Below are 15,308 nucleotides of genomic sequence, written 5' to 3'. Positions count from 1 at the left end.
ATTGGCTGTTAACATACAAATAGAGAATGTTAAACTCTTTAGCTTTCTGCAAAACAAGTTGCCTTTACTCAACACTTTAAACGTTTGAGATTTTTCTAAATGTGGCACTTCATGTAGAAGGACCCTTTTTTTAAATCGCCCTGTAAAATTGTTTACTATTTTTTAAAGGGTGTGATTTTTATCACAGCCGAGGGTATTTATTCTTGTTACACTAACATTGTGAAAAACATCACAAAATAAAATTCAAAGGATGATACAAATGAAAACACAATTTACACCAAAAACACGAAAAGTTGCTGTTATCGGAACTGGTTTTGTTGGCTCAAGCTACGCTTTTTCAATGGTGAATCAAGGTATTGCCAATGAATTAGTGTTAATCGATATGAACAAAGAAAAAGCGGAAGGTGAAGCACGCGATATCAATCACGGTATGCCATTTTCCACACCGATGAAAATCTGGGCTGGAGATTATAAAGACTGTGCTGACGCTGATTTAGTAGTTATTACAGCGGGCGCTAATCAAGCTCCAGGGGAAACGCGCTTAGATCTAGTTGAAAAAAACGTTAAAATTTTTGAATGCATTGTAAAAGATATTATGAACAGCGGATTTGACGGCATCATTTTAGTCGCAACAAATCCAGTTGATATTCTCGCACACGTTACACAAAAAGTATCAGGATTACCAAACGAACGGGTAATTGGTTCAGGAACGATTCTTGACACAGCTCGCTTCCGCTACTTGTTAAGCGACTATTTCGAAGTAGATTCTCGCAACGTCCACGCTTATATTATGGGGGAACATGGAGATACGGAATTTCCTGTTTGGAGCCACGCGCAAATTGGCGGCGTGAAGCTCGAACATTTTATCAATACTGCTGCTATTGAAAAAGAACCGGATATGAAGCATCTATTCGAACAAACCCGCGATGCGGCTTACCATATTATTAATCGAAAAGGAGCGACTTATTACGGAATTGCAATGGGGCTTGTACGAATTACCAAGGCTATTTTAGATGATGAGAATTCTATTTTAACGGTATCTGCTTTATTAGAAGGACAATACGGTATTTCTGACGTGTATATCGGCGTACCAGCTATCATTAATAAAAACGGCGTGCGTCAAATTATTGAATTGAATTTAACTCCTCACGAACAGCAGCAGCTCGAGCACTCTGCTAGCATTCTTAAGCAAACTCGCGACAGAGCTTTTGTGTAACATCAAAAGATTTTTGCGGGGGACTCCCCCGCTCCTTTGTTTTAAATATGTAGTAGAGGTGTATGAATATGACGTGGACTCAGGTATATAATCCGTTAAATAATATTTGGCTTTCTGCACTAATTGCACTTATCCCCATTATCTTTTTCTTTATTGCTTTAACTCTTTTGAAATTAAAAGGACACATTGCTGCTGGTATTACAGTACTTCTTTCTATGATTATTGCTATTTATTTTTATGATATGCCTGCCTCAATGGTCTTAGGAGCCACAGGCTATGGGTTTCTGTATGCACTTTGGCCCATCAGCTATATTATTATCGGAGCGGTGTTCTTATACAAACTAACTGTCAAAAGCGGACAGTTTACTACCATTAGACAGTCTATTATTTCAATAACCGATGACCCCCGCTTGCAAATGCTGCTTGTTGCTTTTTCCTTTAATGCTTTTTTAGAAGGGGCAGCGGGATTTGGAGCTCCAATTGCCATTACAGCAGCGCTTCTAGTTGGACTTGGGTTCAAACCGTTAAAAGCAGCGGCGCTATGTTTAATTGCTAATACAGCTTCAGGAGCGTTTGGCGCTATGGGGATTCCTGTCATTGTCGCAGGACAAGTATCTGGCATAGATCCAAAAGAAATTGCTCATTTTCTTGGCACGCAGCTTCCGATTATTTCTTTTCTTATCCCTTTTTTACTTGTCTTTATTATGGATGGGATAAAAGGATTAAAAGACGTATGGAAAGCAACGAGCATCACAGCCGTTTCCTATGCACTAACACAGTATTTAACTGTTACATACATCGGCCCTGAACTTCCAAATATCACATCTTCTATTGTGAGTTTGCTTGCTCTTGCTTTTTATATTAAACGAACAAGCCCGGCAGCAGCTAAAAGCTTCAGCCTGTCACCAAAACAGATTTTAAAGGCTTGGTCTCCTTTTATTCTATTAACGATACTCGTTACGGCTTGGAGCATTTCTTTTGTCAAAACGATGCTTGAACATATGAACCTGCTTATTAACGTCCCATTTTTACACAATCACGTAATTAAAGCAGCGCCTTTAGTAAAGGATCCTACGCCTTACGCTGCTATCTTAAAAATAGACGTATTCGCAGCAACAGGTACAGCAATTCTTATCGCTTGTATCCTTTCAGTTTTCTTGCTTAACGTATCGCCAAAGGTGGCATGGACTACTCTTTTAGAAACCGTAAAAGAACTAGCAAGACCTATTATTACGATAATGATGGTCATTGCGTTTGCCTTTATTTCAAATTATTCAGGACAGTCTTCTACACTTGGATTGGCACTCGCTACTTCAGCTGCTTATTTTCCATTTTTATCTCCATTTCTTGGCTGGATTGGCGTATTTCTAACGGGGTCTGTCGTATCAAATAATGCGCTGTTCGGCAACTTACAGCTAACTACAGCTCAGCAAATTAATGTCTTGCCAGTTATTCTTGTAGCTGCTAATACTGCCGGCGGCGTAATGGCTAAAATGCTTTCTCCTCAATCAATTGCTGTCGCTGCCGGAGCAGTGGGACTGGCTGGAAAAGAAAGTGAATTGTTTAAATACACGCTCAAATACAGCATGGGATTTTTGATACTAGGGGGATTTGTTACCTTTTTGTTAGCTTGGTGGTTATGATAAAAAACTGCTAAAAATCCTGTTATTACCTTGTTTCTTTCATTTAAACAAACGTTTGATTATATAAAAAGGTCCTCAGTTAGCGCTGGGGACCTTTTTATTCTGAAATAAGTAAACCTATATTGCCAAATTGTTTTCCTTTATCTAATCGTTCGTAAGCTGCGACTGCCTCTGACAGCGGATAGAATCTATCGACGATTGGTTTAATTTGATGTTTCTCTATAAAATCCATCATGTCCACAAATTCTTCCTGACTTCCCATAGACGTGCCAAGTATATTGAATTGAGGATAAAAAATAGTTCTTAGAGGCAATTCAACTTTATTTCCAGAACTCCCCCCAAAATTAACAATTCTTCCATTTGGCTTTAGTATTTCAAGATACGTCGGAAATAAAGCTGCCCCCACACTATCAAGTATGATATCTACTTTTCTATTGTTGATTTCTTCTGTTAGGTTACTTCCACTGTCTAATGCATAATCAGCTCCATACTTTAGGGCTTGCTTTCTTTTTTCATCACTTCTAGAAGTAACCGTTACGTCAGCTCCGATAGCTTTTGCGAATAACAAGCCATAAGTCGCGACTCCGCTCCCTATACCAGGAATAAGTAGATGTTCTCCTTTTTTTAACTGCCCTTTTGTAAAGAGAGCTCTATACGCAGTTAAAGCCGATAATGAAAGAACGCCCGCTTGTTTCCATGATAGATAAGGCGGCTTTTGCACAACATTATCCGCTTTTATGATTACATACTCTGCAAACGTTCCATTCGATGGACCACCTAAAATTTTAGGCGTAAACGGAATGTCCTCTATACGATCCCACTCCAGACTTGGATTAATGATCACTTCTATTCCAGTTTTTAAACCTTTTACGCCTTCTCCCACTTCTTCTATAATACCTGCACCGTCTGAACCGGGAATAAACGGCTTATCTCCTTTGCCTCGATTATTCATAACAAATAAATCTCTCCGGTTTAAACCTGCTGTTTTTAACCTTACTTTTACTTCTCCTCTTTCAGGGGGCATCTCCTGAAAATCTCTGTAATTCATGCCTGCTATCCCGCTTTTCTCACTATGTATAATGGCTTTCATGATTTCGCCTCCTCTTAATCTACTCTACTAAAAAGCTCAAAACCGCAAAAGAAATATGCCCAAAAAAAGGAAAATAAACTTTTAGAATCGCTTTTTCACCGTTTTATCTTTATTTTTCTGTATCGTAAAAGTATTCAGCTTCTTTTGTTACATTTTTGTTACAAAAAGATTGTTTGTAACAAAACGAATGCAAAACAGAAAAATTGGTTTAAAAAACCTGATAAATCAACATTTATCCGCAATTTATTTATTATATCTACTTCAGAAACTAGTAAAAATCTAAAAAAATTTAAGAAAAAAAGACAAAACACTTTCTTTTATTATAGATTTATTGTAATATAAATGTAACAAAAGAAATATAAAACACATAATTGTTACATAAATAAGGTTAATTAATTAGGAGTGAGTTAGAAATGAAAAAAATTGGACTAGTTTTATCATCAATCGCTATTTTCTTTACACTAAGCACTGGAGTTACAGCACAAACAACATCTACAACACTAACGGATGCAAATGCTGTCAAAATTGCAGCTAGTGCCAGCAATCATTTCTGGAGTGCTCTGCACGGTTATAAAAACAAACCATGTACAGAACGTACATTTGAATATAAAGGAACTGAGTACGTGTATCTTTGCCCTGAATTTGATACAAAAGCTGAGCTATCAAGCTACTTATCTGAAACATTTACAAATAGTGCAGTAGAAAAAGGACTAACAAATTACGGCTATATCACATATAACGGCAAACTTGCACACCCAATCGGCGACGGATTCAGCATGTTAGAATGGTCAAAAGCAAAAACAAAGCTTGTGTATCAAACATCAACAGTTCGCTCTTATGAATTCACAGTCCCAACTGTAGATGGAGGCAGCGTAAAACGCACTGTCACATTCTATAAATCTGGTTCACAGTGGAAAGTAAATAAATTTGACGCTGTTCAATAAGAAAAAAGCAGGCCTGCTTGAGCAGACCTGCTTTTTTCTTTTTTATCGATAACATAAATAAAACTTCTACTTACAGCGCTCTAATAGCTGTAAATAGAAGTTGAGATCACAAGTTTAAGTAAATCAAATTTTGTCGAATCCTGTAGAAACAGTGATAAGTTACGTTTTATATTACAGGCTAACTTGCTTATTGTCAACATAATTCAGCAAAAAGATAGGGCAATATATTCAGAGCATAATAAAGACATTAACTTGGATTTTGTTCATGTTCCTCTGGGTTATCATGTACAGGATGAGCGCCTGGAAATAATCTTTGCGCTTTTTCATGAAGATTTTTGTTTTCATAATTAAATGCGCTATACGTTCGCTGCCCTTCTTCCCATGAAGTAGATTTCCCCAGTTTTTGATTAACAGGAGAGCCGAAAGGACCGTCTGGAAATTCTTCAGCGGTTATATACTCATGGCTTTTTTCTACTGTAGAGAAATCATCATACGATGGCTGTTTGTCTTCTTTCAATGATTTCACCCCTTCTTTCTAGAAGATTTTTTACTAGTATGCACACTTCTTTGTAAAAAACCCTCTTAAATTAGTCCAAATCAGGGTATGATAACTATACATTTATTTTTAAAAGGAGTTGAACAGCTTGGAACCTAGACCTCAGAAAGGAACTTTTTTCCGAGAAAAAATCTTAAATAATAAATTTGTTGTATATACAATTATTATTTTTATTCTCAGCATGACTATTTTTTCGTTATCAAAAATCGGATTTATTTTAATTCCTATCTCTATTTTTATTAAAACAATCGCACTGCCGATTATCTTAGCAGGAATTTGCTTTTATTTATTTAATCCGCTTGTTGACTTTTTAGAACGAAAAGGTGTAAAACGAATTATTTCCATTCTTGTTTTATACATAGTGATTATCGGCGCATTAGCCATTATTATTTCATCGGTTATTCCGCCTCTAAAAAATCAAGTTGACCGTCTTATTGATAATATCCCAGAGCTGACGCATGACGTTCAGCATGCGGTGACGAACCTTTCGAATAACCGATATGTCGAACAAGGTCTTCAGTCGGCTAACACGGACCTAGATAAGATTTCAAAAGATGCATCAAAACACTTGAGTAAATATGTTTCTGGATTTTCAAGCGGTATTGTAAACTTTGTCGGCACCATTACAGAAATTATATTATCGGTTGCCGTTTTACCCTTTATTCTTTTTTACTTATTAAAAGATGGGAAAAACTTACCTAATTACATTGTAAAACTGCTTCCAAACCGCTCTCGTTCTGAAGCTAAATTCATTTTAGCCGACATGAACCACGCATTAAGCGCATATATTCGCGGGCAAATTTTTGTTGCGATTTGTATAGGTGTACTGCTTTTCATTGGCTATCTGATTATTGGATTAGACTATGCGTTACTTCTAGCGATCATCGCCATGGTGACTAATGTTGTGCCTTACCTTGGTCCGATTATCGCCATTATCCCAGCCATTATTATTGCGTTTATTACGTCTCCTTTTATGCTTGTAAAACTAGCCATTGTCTGGGCGGTTGTTCAATTGCTTGAAGGGAAAGTAATCTCTCCGCAAATTATGGGAAGAAGCCTAGACATACACCCAATTACGGTCATTTTTGTCATTCTAACGGCTGGAAACTTATTCGGAATCGTCGGTATTATTTTAGCCGTCCCTGGATATGCCGTTTTAAAAGTTATTATTACGCATATTTACCAATTCATCCGTTTAAATTCTACTATGTATCCAGATAAAAAAGCATAATAAAAAGCCCATCGAAAATCGATGGGCTTACCTTTTTACTTTTGTTCTTCTTCATCTTCACGATCAAACCAAAGGAGCTCTTGATCATCTTCATCCCCATTATAGTTGATGAGAATTTCTTCTCCTGCTTGGATATCGGTATATGCATAAAAATCAAAGGTATGATTGTCAAAATTAATTTCATACGTAGCATTCGGTGTATACGAGTGATTAAACAGCATACCGTATCCCAAAAGAATAGCCGTATGATTCACTCCATATTCAAAAGCATAATCCGCTAGTGTTGTTTTCTCAATAAAATCATGCTCTTTATTAGGATAAGCGATAACAGGAGCTTCGTGAATAAGCGTTCCTTTTTTAATATCTTGCTTAGCAAATACACCTCTGTTAAATTCTCCGTCGCTTATCGCAGACGCTTTTATTTCGATCATATTCGTCACCTATATATTCTTTCCTCTAAGATTTTTTTCTTCCTTAAGCTTGACAGTTTCTAATGGGGAAATCAACTGTTTTTCATAACCACTTGAATATAAGCTGAAAGAGTGCTTATCATGCACACTTGTGTAAGCACTTACCTTGTTAGAAACACGCAATTTGATTTTATTTTAGACATGGAAAAGCAATGACCTTGCGCATAGCGTTTGAGCCATTCAACATGTGAAGAATCGTTTTTCTCTGTGATATAATCGTTTATGCTGCTTTTTTATGTTAATCTATGACTTTTATTACTGATTTTATCTTATGTTAGAAAGAAGGTTTCACATGAACTTAAATCACGACAAAGATGGTGTGATGTATGCGGTCTTTTCTTATCTTATGTGGGGGCTCACGCCAATTTATTGGAAGCTGGTTCACCACGTAGCACCAGGTGAGATTTTGGCTCAGCGCGTTTTTTGGTCTTTTATTTTTATGCTTATTCTTTTATTAATAACAAAGAAATGGCGTACATACATTACGTTTGTAAAACAAATAGTGAAAAAACCATCCTTATTTTGGTCTCTTTTTATTGCATCTGTACTTATTAGTGCAAATTGGGGCATTTTTATGCGGGCTGTCATTAATGGAAAAATAGTAGAAGCGAGCCTTGGACAATATATTAATCCCCTAACAAGTGTTTTATTAGGTGTTATTTTCTTAAAAGAGAGATTAAGCGGGGCTCAAATTTTTGCCTTTATACTAGCAGGAATCGGAGTATTAACACTCAGTCTTCATTATGGTGTAGTTCCGTGGGTTTCACTTAGTTTAGCTCTTACCTTTGGATTATATGGGTTGGCAAAGAAAAAGATTAAAGCTGATTCAACAATTGGATTAACTCTTGAAACGATGGTCATCTCTCCTATTGCATTAGCATACATAGGCTACCTCACGTTTCAATCACACTTGCAGTTTTTTGATTCTTTTTCAACAAGTCTTTTATTAATGGGAAGTGGAATGGTCACAGCTCTACCACTCTTATTATTCACAAAAAGTGCTAAAAAAGTATCATTATCAATGCTTGGTATTCTTCAATATATTTCACCAACCTTGTCTTTACTAGCAGGAGTGGTTCTATACCATGAATCGCTAACAAAAGCTCATGTTATTGCTTTTAGTTTCATTTGGTTAGCTCTTATTATTTATACGTTTGCATCTATTACCAAACGGGGGAACGCAAGTAAAAAGCAAATAAAGAATGAGATGAAAGCCTAGCAGAATTATACATTTTTTTACGTATTATCTCTAAACAAATTGGGGCTGGAAGGAATGGGAATTATGAAACAAATCATTGACTCTCATATTCATCTCGATCAATATGATCAGAAAAGTTGGAAAGACATAATTGAGCACGACCCTTCGTTACAAGCTCTTATTTCTGTATCTTCTACTCTACACTCTTGCCAACTTAATCAAAAAATCAGCAAGTTGTATTCCTGCGTGAAACCCACCTACGGATTTCATCCTGAACAAATGCTGCCTTCTTCAAATGAATTAGCGGAGCTGTTTGCCTGGATTGATCAAAACAATGAAGAAATGATTGCGGTTGGTGAGGTAGGTCTACCTTATTACTTAAGTCAGACATATACTCTTTCTCTAGAGCCCTATTTGGAGCTGCTTGAAGCTTTTATTATTCATTCAAAAAAGTGGGGAAAGCCGTTAATTCTTCATGCTGTATATGAAGATGCTGAGATCGTATGCGACTTACTAGAAAAGCATTCCGTGTCTAAAGCTCACTTCCACTGGTTCAAAGGAGCTAAAAAAACAGTTGAACGAATGAAAAACAACGGCTACTATATTTCCGTTACACCCGATATTGTGTATAAGCCTAAAATCCAAGCCCTTGCCACGGATTATCCTCTTGACTACTTGATGGTCGAAACAGATGGTCCGTGGCCATTTGAAGGACCTTTTCAAAACCAGACAACGGTTCCATCAATGATACATCAATCCGTTCAGGAAATAGCACGTCTCAAAAGGGTTTCTGTAACGGAGACATATGATTTTTTATATCGGAATACAGCTCGTTTTTATAATCTCTCCACATAAAAAGCCTTTCCCTAAGGAAAGGCTTTTTATATCTAAATTCGTTTCACAAGTTTTACAATCAGCACAATCACTGCAATGACAAGAAGAATGTGAATGATGCCGCCGCCAATATGAAAAACTAATCCTAATAACCAAAAAATAAATAAAAGTCCAATAATCGTCCACAACATAATTTTTTCTCCTTTTTTTTATATGTAGTATTTGTTATAATTTTATATTTCCCTAAATGTGCATAAATAAACGTATTTCATATACATCTTTTCACTGAGGAAGGTTCACATAATGTACAAAAAGCACTCATGTTCTCTGTGGTAAAATAAGTATGTAATCTTATTTCATTTAAACTATAGCGGAGATGATTAACTATGACGTGGATTGTATTACTTTCCATCATTCTTGTAAGTGCACTCAAAATATTAATAACGTGTCTTCCAACTCCAGTGGTCAAATGGCTTATGACTAAATTTCAATTACACCCAACACTTGATGATCAAAACGTTACTGTCACAGTTGATGGGAAACATTTAGAAGGCAAAGACAAAATGCAAGTGATTGATTATTTTAATAAAGCAACATTTTTAAAACAATATTACGTCCACGAAGGAAATAAGGACTATTATAAACACCTAGAAGACAGTGAAACTCCACTGGTTATCGATACGAAAAAAGGGAAAAACGATGTTCGATTATGCGTATACAGTTATCATGATCACGTCGATGTCGTAAAACAGTATAAAAGGAAAATTATTGCTTACAGCCTGCTGTCTGATCACCTTCAAAAGCAGTCCATAACAGCTGACCTAGCTTAAACCAGTCGCCTATAAGGCGGCTTTTTTAGTTTTTAGTTTTAGGTTAAAGCTATCTTATTTAAAAATACCAAACTTTAACATTAAATCTAATGCTATAATATAAATTAATAGAATTTTCTAACTTTTTAAGAGGTGATGGATAATGCTTTCTTTGTTAGGGTTTGGCATGATTGCAACTTTTCTATTTCTCGTCATTAGTAAACGCTTGTCCGTGGTTGTTGCTTTTATTTTTGTCGCTATCCTCTTTGGTGTAATTGGAGGTTTTAGTGCTGATATGGGCAATATGATGATGAATGGTATTTTAAAAGTAGCTCCTACGGCCATTATGATCGTTTTTGCTATTTTATATTTTGGACTAATGATTGACGTCGGTTTATTTGATCCTATGATTTCCCGTATCCTAAACATTGTGAAAGGCGATCCTTTAAAAGTCGTAATGGCAACTGCCGTTATTACAATGCTCGTTGGCTTGGATGGAGACGGCTCTTCTACATTTTTAATTACAGTTTCCGCCTTGCTTCCTTTGTACACAAAGCTGGGAATGAACCGACTAATACTGGCTTGTGTTATTAGTTTAAGCGCAGGTGTTATGAATATGATTCCTTGGGGAGGTCCTCTCGTAAGAGCCGCAGCAAGTTTACAGTTAGAAGTATCAGATCTATTTAATCCTCTGATTCCAGCTATGGCAGCGGGATTGATGTGGACTTTATTTTCAGCATACTTACTCGGAAAAAGAGAGAAAGCGCGCTTAGGAACCATTCATTTAAAAGGTTCATCCATGGCTTTTGCTGAACAGCTTTCAGTTCATGAGACTCCTAGGAAGCCACCTAGACTCTTTTGGTTTAATGCCTTATTGACACTGTGCTTAATGGCTCTCTTAATCATAGACATACTCCCTATTCCCATTTTGTTTGCTATTGCTTTTGCCATTGCTTTATTTGTTAATTTTCCTCATCCAAAAGAACAGCAGGAAAGAATCTTAAGTCATGCAAACAGCTTTGTAATGGTTAGTACATTGGTTTTTGCAGCCGGAATTTTTACAGGCGTTTTTACAGAAACAAAAATGATGGATGCCATGGCCAATACAATTGTCAGCCTTACTCCTGAATGGCTAGGCTCTCACCTTCCCTTAGTTGTAGCAATAACGAGCCTTCCTCTTAGCTTTGTATTTTCACCTGATGCTTATTACTTTGGCATTTTACCAGTTATTAGCCATACAGCAACTAATTTTGGTGTAGACCCTGTAGAAATAGGACGAGCAGCTTTATTGGGACATTCCACAACTGGGTTTCCTCTATCCCCTTTAGTGCCTGCTACTTTCATTCTGATTGGGCTGGTTGAAGTAGATTTCGGCGAGCATCAAAAGTTTCTTTTCAAGTGGGCATTCGGGACCACTATTGTCATGACGATTACAGCCATTTTAACGAACGCTATTTCCCTTTAGACTTCTACTATAAAAAAAGGAAGCCGACTACCATAAGGCAATCGGCTCACACATGTAGGATATTGATTTAACACTAACAAAGTACAACACAACACTAGTAATTATATAATATATTTCATTATTTTGAAAGCGATTTCATATATATTTTTAAAAATATTTTGTTATTTGTTTTTCATAGAAAAAAACCACGTTTCAGCCAATTCGAAACGTGGTTCTTTTCTGTAAGGACTTGCCCTACAGGCTATAAATGTAAGTTACGTTCATTATAGCATGAGCCCATATACAGATTCCATGGTAATTACTGTATGATCTCGTTACATTACAACTCGTTGTATTCTTCTGTCCATGTGCAGCGTATTCCAGGGCTCATCCTGTTCAGCTAGCCTTTTGATAAAGCCTTGTGAAGCCCAAAAAGGAATAGCGCCAGGTAAAAAAGGATGAGTATGCAGATACAACGTGTCATAAAAATGATTTTGGGCAAATTGTTCCACTGCCTTTAACAGCTGCTGTCCGATACCTAGACGCCGGTACGCTGGATCCACATAGCACTTTACAATCTCGGCTGCAGTTCTATGTTCATATCGCTCTTTTAATGCATGAAACCGTCCATCGTAAGCGTATAAACCAATGGTACCAATTACTTGTTGATTTTCCGTGACAGCTGAAAAAAAAGCAGCGCCTTTCGCTTGAACATAATGTTCATTAAAATAAAGCAAATCCACAGGAAGCTGATTTTTTTCCAGCATAGGAAATAGCTCATTCCGCATATTCATGACAAACTGAATCACTTCAGCATCCTTTTCTTTTACTTCTTTAATTTGATACATTTGTACTTCTTGCACGTCTACTGTCACATCCTTTTATCTGTCATTGTATACTTTCTCTTTTTCCTATAGGAACAAAAATATTGACTATGGCGTTATGTCTAAATGCTGAGTCAGCATATAATACTCGCTTGGATTTGTTGTCCAGTTTTTCACTTTTTGATTATAAGCAACAACAATGTTTGGATGTACAATCGATGACGTCAGCATTTTCCCATTAATCAAAGCGGTTGCTTGCTTAGCTAACTGATCTCGCTTTGCGTCTTCTACGGTTGAATTTAACTGCTGAATCATTTTTGTTAGTTTATCATCATTAATCCGGCTGGCATTTAAACCACCGCCCGGCAAATAGTTCGTACTCAAATAATAGCTGGCATCTCCTCTAGGTGCTGTGATAAGGCTATACAATGCTAAATCCCAATCGTCTTTTGCCATTAAATATTCATCGCTGTCCTCAACGAGATGAATCTTAATATTGATTCCTAACTCTTTCGCATTAGACTGTATAAGCTGCGCAATTAAAGGAAGTTCTGGCAAAGAACTGTATGTGACAAGAGAGAGCGATAATGGCTTTCCGTTTCTGATTGTTTTTCCGTTTTTGATTTGATAACCTGCTTTCTCTAAGTATCTTTTAGCAGATGCGATACCTCTTTGATCACTAGCAGTATTATCGGCAAACGGAAATTGGGGTAAAAATGGCCCTCGAGCCGCTGCCGCTTGATTGTTCATGATGCTGCTGACAACTTCTTTTCGGTTCAATAAGGCATCGATAGCTTTTCGTACATTTTCGTCTTCTAATGCGTCATTGGTTTGATTATAAAGCAATAAATGGGTGCGCACACTAGGTACTCCACTTACCTTAAAAGACGGATCTGTTTGTAAAGTGCCCAAGCTTTCTAAAGGCGGGCGATAAATAATGTCGGCTGTTCCAGATTGAAGAGCAGCAACTCGCGCATTAGCATCTTCGTTAAATGCAAAGATCGCGCTTTTCAACTTTACTTTTCCATTCCAATAATCCTTATACCTTTCTAATTTCACTTGATTTCCTTGATCAAAAGATAAGACGTGAAATGGACCTGTGCCAATGGGTTTCTTAGCTATATGAGAAGCATCAACGTCTATAATAGCTGTATTTGGATGCACTAATTCAGAAGGAAATTTAGGCATTTGCTCTTTTAATGTAATTGTGAGCGTATGACCATTCGCTTTCATTTCTTTGATTTTTAAAGCGTTTCCCATCGCATAGCTTTGAGTTATTGCTCTTTGAAGAGAAGACCTCACGGCATTTGCATCCAGCGCTTTTCCATTTTGAAACGTGATGTTCTTTTTTATCGTAAATGTCCACGTAAGACCGTTATCTTTTGTTTCCCACTTTTCAGCAAGCCAAGGCTTTATTTTTAAATCGTCGCTGATTTTGACAAGCGTCTCCCCCACTCCTGCACGGACTGCCGTATAATCATCATCGGTATGAGGATCAAGGGTTGCAGGGGTGAAATTAAATAAAAATGTAGCGCTTTTATTCGTTTTCTTTCCTTCTTTTATACTCATACTCTCTTCATGAGGCGTACAAGCAGTAAGACAAAGTAAAACAAAAATTAATATAGATACGAGCTTTTTATTATTTATCATTCATTTTTCCACCTTCTATTTTAATACACAAAAAAAAGCACTTCTAAAAAGAAGTGCTTGTCTTCACAACAAAATTAGATAAACATATCCCCTTGTTTATCCTATTTTTCATTCTGCCAAAACACCTCCCTATCCTCGTAGGTTATTGTGTGCTGTAATTTATGGCAGGTCTCCTGGCTTCAAGTCACTGCCTTATACCGCCTTCCCGTCTCTAAATAGACAGTGGCTTTTTGACATAAGGCTCCTTGTTACAGTGGCGGGACCGCTCCGGATTTGCACCGGATTCCCTTTTAAGGCAATTGAAAAACAATTGCCACCATAAAAGCTGGTTATTTAATTTAGTAGCGTGCTCTTGAAACTCTAGAAGTAGAAGCTGATGGTGAAATATCTTCATCATCAAATCCAGTCGCAATAACGGTTACCATCATTTCGTCCTTTAAATCTTCATTAATCACAGATCCAAAAATCATATTTAAGTCCTGATCAGAAGCGGACGTGACAATATCTGCTGCTTCCTGTACTTCGTAAAGACTCAGGCTGCTGCCGCTCGTAATGTTCAACAGCACGCCTCTTGCTCCATCAATCGATGCATCTAGCAGCGGACTAGAAATCGCTTTTTTCGCTGCTTCAATTGCCCGGTCTGATCCGGAAGCTCGTCCGATACCCATAAGCGCAAATCCTTGATTAGACATGATGGTTTTTACATCAGCAAAGTCAAGGTTAATCAGGCCTGGAACAGCAATTAAGTCTGAAATACCTTGAATACCTTGGCGAAGAACATTATCTGCTTCACGGAATGCTTCAAGCATAGGCGTCTTTTTATCAACAATTTCAAGCAAACGGTCGTTTGGAATGACAATAAGAGTATCTACTGATTCATTCATCGCAGTAATACCGCCTACTGCTTGCTTGGTACGTTTATTTCCTTCAAACTTGAACGGGCGAGTAACTACTCCAATTGTTAAAGCATTTAGTTCACGGGCAATTTGAGCAATAACCGGAGCTGCTCCAGTACCGGTTCCTCCGCCCATGCCAGCTGTTACGAATACCATGTCTGCACCTTGCAGCACTTCTTGAATTTGTTCTCTGCTTTCTTCGGCTGCTTCTCTTCCTACTTCTGGATTAGCTCCTGCACCTAATCCTCGCGTTAATGCCGCACCAATCTGCATTTTCACATCTGCTTTAGATAAGTTAAGCGCCTGAGCATCCGTATTAACGGCGATAAATTCTACTCCTTGTACACCGTGTTCAATCATACGGTTAACGGTGTTATTTCCTCCACCGCCGACCCCAATTACTTTAATTCGCACTAGTGGCGATACATCTGCATCAAATCCAAACATTCTAAGTTCCTCCTCAATGATCAAAATTACTTTCTCTTCTTATCCGAAAAAACATG

15 protein-coding genes and 1 riboswitch are annotated in these 15,308 nt (G+C 37.3%); of the genes, 8 read left to right on the top strand and 7 right to left on the bottom strand.

Annotated features, from left to right (window positions below):
- Positions 1 to 259: 259 nt before the first annotated feature.
- Together U9R83_RS02665 and U9R83_RS02660 are read left to right on the top strand one after the other, a co-directional pair.
- On the top strand, positions 260 to 1,216 hold the full coding sequence (locus U9R83_RS02665) for an L-lactate dehydrogenase (RefSeq protein WP_014461724.1): 957 nt from the start codon (positions 260 to 262) through the stop codon (positions 1,214 to 1,216).
- Positions 1,217 to 1,278: 62 nt separating this feature from the next.
- Positions 1,279 to 2,859, top strand: a complete 1,581-nt coding sequence (locus U9R83_RS02660; RefSeq protein WP_042992351.1) for a lactate permease LctP family transporter — start codon at positions 1,279 to 1,281, stop codon at positions 2,857 to 2,859.
- A 97-nt stretch (positions 2,860 to 2,956) separates the two neighbouring features.
- On the opposite strand, the gene U9R83_RS02655 is transcribed toward U9R83_RS02660, so the two are convergent.
- The gene (locus U9R83_RS02655) at positions 2,957 to 3,949 is read right to left on the bottom strand and encodes a zinc-binding dehydrogenase (RefSeq protein WP_243550208.1); all 993 of its coding nucleotides are present in this window, start codon (positions 3,947 to 3,949) and stop codon (positions 2,957 to 2,959) included.
- Positions 3,950 to 4,362: 413 nt separating this feature from the next.
- On the opposite strand from U9R83_RS02655, the gene U9R83_RS02650 reads away from it, so the two are divergent.
- The gene (locus U9R83_RS02650; RefSeq protein ID WP_014461728.1) at positions 4,363 to 4,893 is read left to right on the top strand and encodes an IseA DL-endopeptidase inhibitor family protein; all 531 of its coding nucleotides are present in this window, start codon (positions 4,363 to 4,365) and stop codon (positions 4,891 to 4,893) included.
- Between the two features lie 247 nt (positions 4,894 to 5,140).
- Here the strand turns inward: U9R83_RS02650 and U9R83_RS02645 are convergent, their stop codons facing one another.
- The gene (locus U9R83_RS02645) at positions 5,141 to 5,410 is read right to left on the bottom strand and encodes a hypothetical protein (protein ID WP_014461729.1); all 270 of its coding nucleotides are present in this window, start codon (positions 5,408 to 5,410) and stop codon (positions 5,141 to 5,143) included.
- A gap of 127 nt (positions 5,411 to 5,537) precedes the next feature.
- On the opposite strand from U9R83_RS02645, the gene U9R83_RS02640 reads away from it, so the two are divergent.
- Positions 5,538 to 6,680, top strand: a complete 1,143-nt coding sequence (locus U9R83_RS02640) for an AI-2E family transporter (RefSeq protein ID WP_014461730.1) — start codon at positions 5,538 to 5,540, stop codon at positions 6,678 to 6,680.
- A gap of 35 nt (positions 6,681 to 6,715) precedes the next feature.
- Here the strand turns inward: U9R83_RS02640 and U9R83_RS02635 are convergent, their stop codons facing one another.
- Positions 6,716 to 7,111 carry an SET domain-containing protein gene (locus U9R83_RS02635; protein WP_025753011.1) on the bottom strand — a complete coding sequence of 132 codons (396 nt, stop codon included), beginning with the start codon at positions 7,109 to 7,111 and terminating at the stop codon, positions 6,716 to 6,718.
- A 331-nt stretch (positions 7,112 to 7,442) separates the two neighbouring features.
- Between U9R83_RS02635 and rarD the strand changes: the two genes are divergently transcribed.
- A complete protein-coding gene (gene rarD / locus U9R83_RS02630) occupies positions 7,443 to 8,369 on the top strand; it encodes an EamA family transporter RarD (protein ID WP_208732755.1) in 927 nt (308 codons plus the stop codon).
- Between the two features lie 63 nt (positions 8,370 to 8,432).
- Positions 8,433 to 9,203, top strand: coding sequence for a TatD family hydrolase (locus U9R83_RS02625; protein ID WP_208732756.1), 771 nt, complete (start codon positions 8,433 to 8,435; stop codon positions 9,201 to 9,203).
- A gap of 32 nt (positions 9,204 to 9,235) precedes the next feature.
- Here the strand turns inward: U9R83_RS02625 and U9R83_RS02620 are convergent, their stop codons facing one another.
- Positions 9,236 to 9,373 carry a lmo0937 family membrane protein gene (locus U9R83_RS02620; protein ID WP_013055244.1) on the bottom strand — a complete coding sequence of 46 codons (138 nt, stop codon included), beginning with the start codon at positions 9,371 to 9,373 and terminating at the stop codon, positions 9,236 to 9,238.
- Between the two features lie 195 nt (positions 9,374 to 9,568).
- Here U9R83_RS02620 and U9R83_RS02615 point away from each other — a divergent pair, with 195 nt between their 5' ends.
- Together U9R83_RS02615 and U9R83_RS02610 are read left to right on the top strand one after the other, a co-directional pair.
- Complete coding sequence (locus U9R83_RS02615) at positions 9,569 to 10,012, top strand: YfmQ family protein (protein ID WP_115653009.1); 444 nt, start codon at positions 9,569 to 9,571, stop codon at positions 10,010 to 10,012.
- Between the two features lie 142 nt (positions 10,013 to 10,154).
- Positions 10,155 to 11,456 (top strand): CitMHS family transporter, encoded by a 1,302-nt coding sequence (locus U9R83_RS02610; protein ID WP_014461736.1) that lies wholly within the window; start codon positions 10,155 to 10,157, stop codon positions 11,454 to 11,456.
- 314 nt (positions 11,457 to 11,770) lie between these two features.
- Here U9R83_RS02610 and U9R83_RS02605 read toward each other — a convergent pair whose 3' ends face one another.
- From U9R83_RS02605 to ftsZ, 3 genes are all read right to left on the bottom strand, one after another.
- Positions 11,771 to 12,298 carry a GNAT family N-acetyltransferase gene (locus U9R83_RS02605; protein WP_014461737.1) on the bottom strand — a complete coding sequence of 176 codons (528 nt, stop codon included), beginning with the start codon at positions 12,296 to 12,298 and terminating at the stop codon, positions 11,771 to 11,773.
- A 69-nt stretch (positions 12,299 to 12,367) separates the two neighbouring features.
- Positions 12,368 to 13,909, bottom strand: a complete 1,542-nt coding sequence (gene nikA, locus U9R83_RS02600) for a nickel ABC transporter substrate-binding protein (RefSeq protein ID WP_115653008.1) — start codon at positions 13,907 to 13,909, stop codon at positions 12,368 to 12,370.
- A 146-nt stretch (positions 13,910 to 14,055) separates the two neighbouring features.
- Positions 14,056 to 14,245: riboswitch (cobalamin riboswitch) on the bottom strand.
- A 2-nt stretch (positions 14,246 to 14,247) separates the two neighbouring features.
- Complete coding sequence (gene ftsZ / locus U9R83_RS02595; protein WP_014461739.1) at positions 14,248 to 15,252, bottom strand: cell division protein FtsZ; 1,005 nt, start codon at positions 15,250 to 15,252, stop codon at positions 14,248 to 14,250.
- Positions 15,253 to 15,308 lie beyond the last annotated feature (56 nt).

The organism is Priestia sp. LL-8, assembly GCF_036227845.1.
Lineage (GTDB): Bacteria > Bacillota > Bacilli > Bacillales > Bacillaceae_H > Priestia > Priestia zanthoxyli.
This window is presented reverse-complemented; position numbering and strand designations above follow the sequence as displayed.